This is a genomic window from Azorhizobium doebereinerae UFLA1-100, assembly GCF_000473085.1.
GTDB lineage: Bacteria > Pseudomonadota > Alphaproteobacteria > Rhizobiales > Xanthobacteraceae > Azorhizobium > Azorhizobium doebereinerae.
The window spans coordinates 32,544-35,483 of record NZ_KI421497.1 but is presented as its reverse complement, the minus strand read 5'-3'; the positions used below and the strand labels follow the sequence as shown (position 1 = coordinate 35,483).

Annotated in this window: 1 protein-coding gene; it reads right to left on the bottom strand. The window is 69.3% G+C overall.

Features of this window, described 5'->3' with window-relative positions:
- Positions 1-2,574, bottom strand: a 2,574-nt coding sequence (locus YU1_RS31550; protein WP_051357435.1) for a beta strand repeat-containing protein, incomplete at its 3' end; no start/stop codon positions are given.
- Positions 2,575-2,940: the final 366 nt, after the last annotated feature.

Below are 2,940 nucleotides of genomic sequence, written 5' to 3'. Positions count from 1 at the left end.
GGTGAACGGCCCGGCCTTGGTCACCGGGGCGGCGGCATAGGCGGTGGGCCCGCCCGCGCCGAGCCCGGCCACGGCGCCGGTGGCGCCGGCATAATTGGCCTGGCGCAGGCGGCCGTCGATGACGTCGCCGACGATCTGCGCCTGGTTGAAGGCGGTGGTGCCGTAGGAGGCCTGGGCCTCGCCGGACAGCAATTGGAAGGCGCTCTGCGACGAGGCCACCGTGCCGGTGGCGACCGCATTGTAGAGCGCGGTGCCGGTGCCGCCGGCTTCCACCGCCGCCGCCGCGCGGCGGGCGTTCGAGGTGGTGGCGACGCTGGCGAAGGTCACGTCGTTGCGGTTCAGCGCCAGATAGACGTCGGTGGCGTCATAGCTCAGTACCGGCGTGAGGAAGGCCATGTTGCTGGAGACCGAGCCGAAGGTGCCCGAGACCCCGCCCGCCGAGGTGAGGATGGTATAGCGGTTGCTGAAATTATAGGTGCCCGAGAGCGCCTGCACCGCCACCGTCGCGCCGGAGGACAGGGTGGTCTTGCCGGACACCGCGATGCGGTCGCTGGCGCCGGCGCCGTTCACCGTCACCGCATAGGTGGAGCCGCTGGCGAAGCTCGCCGCGCCGGTGATGCCGAGGGTGCCGATGCTGCCGGCGCCGAGGCCGGGCGAGATGGTGGAGCCGAAGGCGGCGGCGAGGCCGCCGATGGTGCCGATGCCGGACAGGGCCGAGCCGGTGCCGCTGACCGTGACGAAGGACGCGCCGAGCCAGGCATTGTTCAGCGCCAGGCTGGCGCCGGTCACCGTGGTGTTGCCGGCGAACGCGCTGGAGCCGGTCAGCGTCCAGGCCGAGCCGGACTGGATGTCAAGGAACTCGAAGCCCTGGTAGGTGGCGGTGTCGCCGAGCAGGCCGAGGTTGAAGGTGCCGGCGACCTCGCCGAGGCGCAGGGTGTCGGTACCGCCCTGGGCCATCACCGCGCCGGTGACGCTGGAGCCGGCCTCGTAGACGAACAGATCGTTGCCGTTGCCCATGGCCACCGCGAAGGTGGTGCCGGTGATGCTGCCGTAGTTGACGATGGTGTTGGAGAAGGTGCCGGCGGCGTTGACGATCTGGATGCCGTAGCCGTTCAGGCCCTGGATGGTGCCGTAATTGGTGACGCTGAGGGCGCCGAAGATGTCGCCGCTGTTGCTGTTGTCGGCCAGGATGCCGTTGTTGGCGCCGGAGATGAGGGCGGTGCGCGAGGAGGCCGAGCCGTTGACGATGGTGCCGCCGCCGATGGCGATGCCCTCGCTGGTGGAGGGCTTGGTCTCGCCCGGCTTGGTGCCCTTGGAGCCCAGCGCCTGGATGGTGCCGTAATTGGTGATGGTGCCGATGCCGTCGATGTCCACGCCGTCGCCGTCGCCGAAGCTGGCGGCGGGGTCGAACGAGCCGGTGATGGTGCCGTAGTTCAGCACCGAGCCGGTGCCGTTGGAATTCACGCCCGAGCCGTTGCGGCCGGTGATGGTGGCGCCGGCGTCGTTGATGACGGTGATGTTGTCGGTGAGGCCGGAGGCCTTGATGCCGTGATAGGCGCCCGAGATCACCCCGCCGGCGTAATTGTGCACCGTGCCGGAGGCGCCGTCGAACTTGATGGCGGAATAGTTCTGCGTGTCCGCCGAGGTGGTCGTGTAGTTCGAGGTGATGGTGCCGTAATTGTTCACCACCGTATTCATGCCGGCCTTGATGCCGTCATTGTCCGACGCGGTGATCAGGCCGGTGGACTGGTTGGTGATGGTGATCTTCAGGTTGGGCGAGACGAGGTCGCCGAGGTCGATGCCCTGGCCGCCGGCGGTGGAGCGGATCGTGCCGGCATTATTGATGGCGATGATGGCGGCGGAGGTGTCGCCCGCATTGCCGGCGATCTTGATTGCGTCGTCAGTGCCCGAGATCAGGCCGCTGGCGGTGTTGGTGATGGTCAGCGACACCAGCGTGTCGATATTGGTGGCGGTGTCGAACTTGATCGCCCGCTTGGCCGAGGCGGTGGTGGCGATGGTGCCGGAATTGATCAGGCTGATGGTGCCGCCGCCGAGGCGCACCGCATCCGAGCCGCTGGCGCCGCTGGTCAGGATCGAGCCGGAATTGGCGATCGTCACGTTCGCCGAGGTGGCCGTCGCCTTGTCGAAGTCGAGCGCCTGGCCGCCGGTGGAGGAGATGGTGCCGCTGTTGGTGAGCAGCAGCGTACCGGAGGCGAACGTGCCGTTGAGGCGGAAGCCGTCGTCGGCGGCCGAGATGGTGCCGGTGTTGGTCACCGTGAGGATGCCGGTGACGCCAGCGGGGGTGTCGATGCCGCGCGTGCCGGACGTCACCGTGCCGTTGTTGGTCAGCACCACGCCGGTGCCGGTGGCGACGCCGAGGCTGATGCTGCTGGCCGAGGTGGCCAGCGTGCCGCCGGCGGCGATGGTGCCGGTCTGGGTGCCGGTGAGCGACTGGGTGGTGGTGGTCGTGGTGCCGGTGGGCACGGTGAAGCTGGCGGCGAGCGTCGGCAAAGGCGCGATGGCGATGGCGCAAAGAATGGCGGTCCGCGAAGCGGACGACTTCAAACCGGGCATATGAAAATTCCCCCACGGCAAACCCACCGGGCTTCCGGTAGGGGCGCTGCATGACAGGGGGGTGACAGCGGCGGGGTGCGCAAGGGTGCCACGCGCGGCGGGCGGAGGAAGCCGGGCCGGTGTGGCCCGCCGGTCACGGTGTGGGCCGCCGGGGGGCAACCGGCGCGTGTTTCGTGTCGCATGCCGCGGGATTCCCTTTCCGCCCTTTGCGGCGGAAGGCCGGGGAGCGGCGCCGGCTATCCTCGGAACGAGACGCTGGCCTCAGAACGCGACGCTGGCGGTGCCGCGGACGGTGTTGCTCTGGGTGCCGGAGGCGAAGGCGCCGTCATAGCTGACGCCCACCGTGAAGCCCTTGCCCAGGGCGAG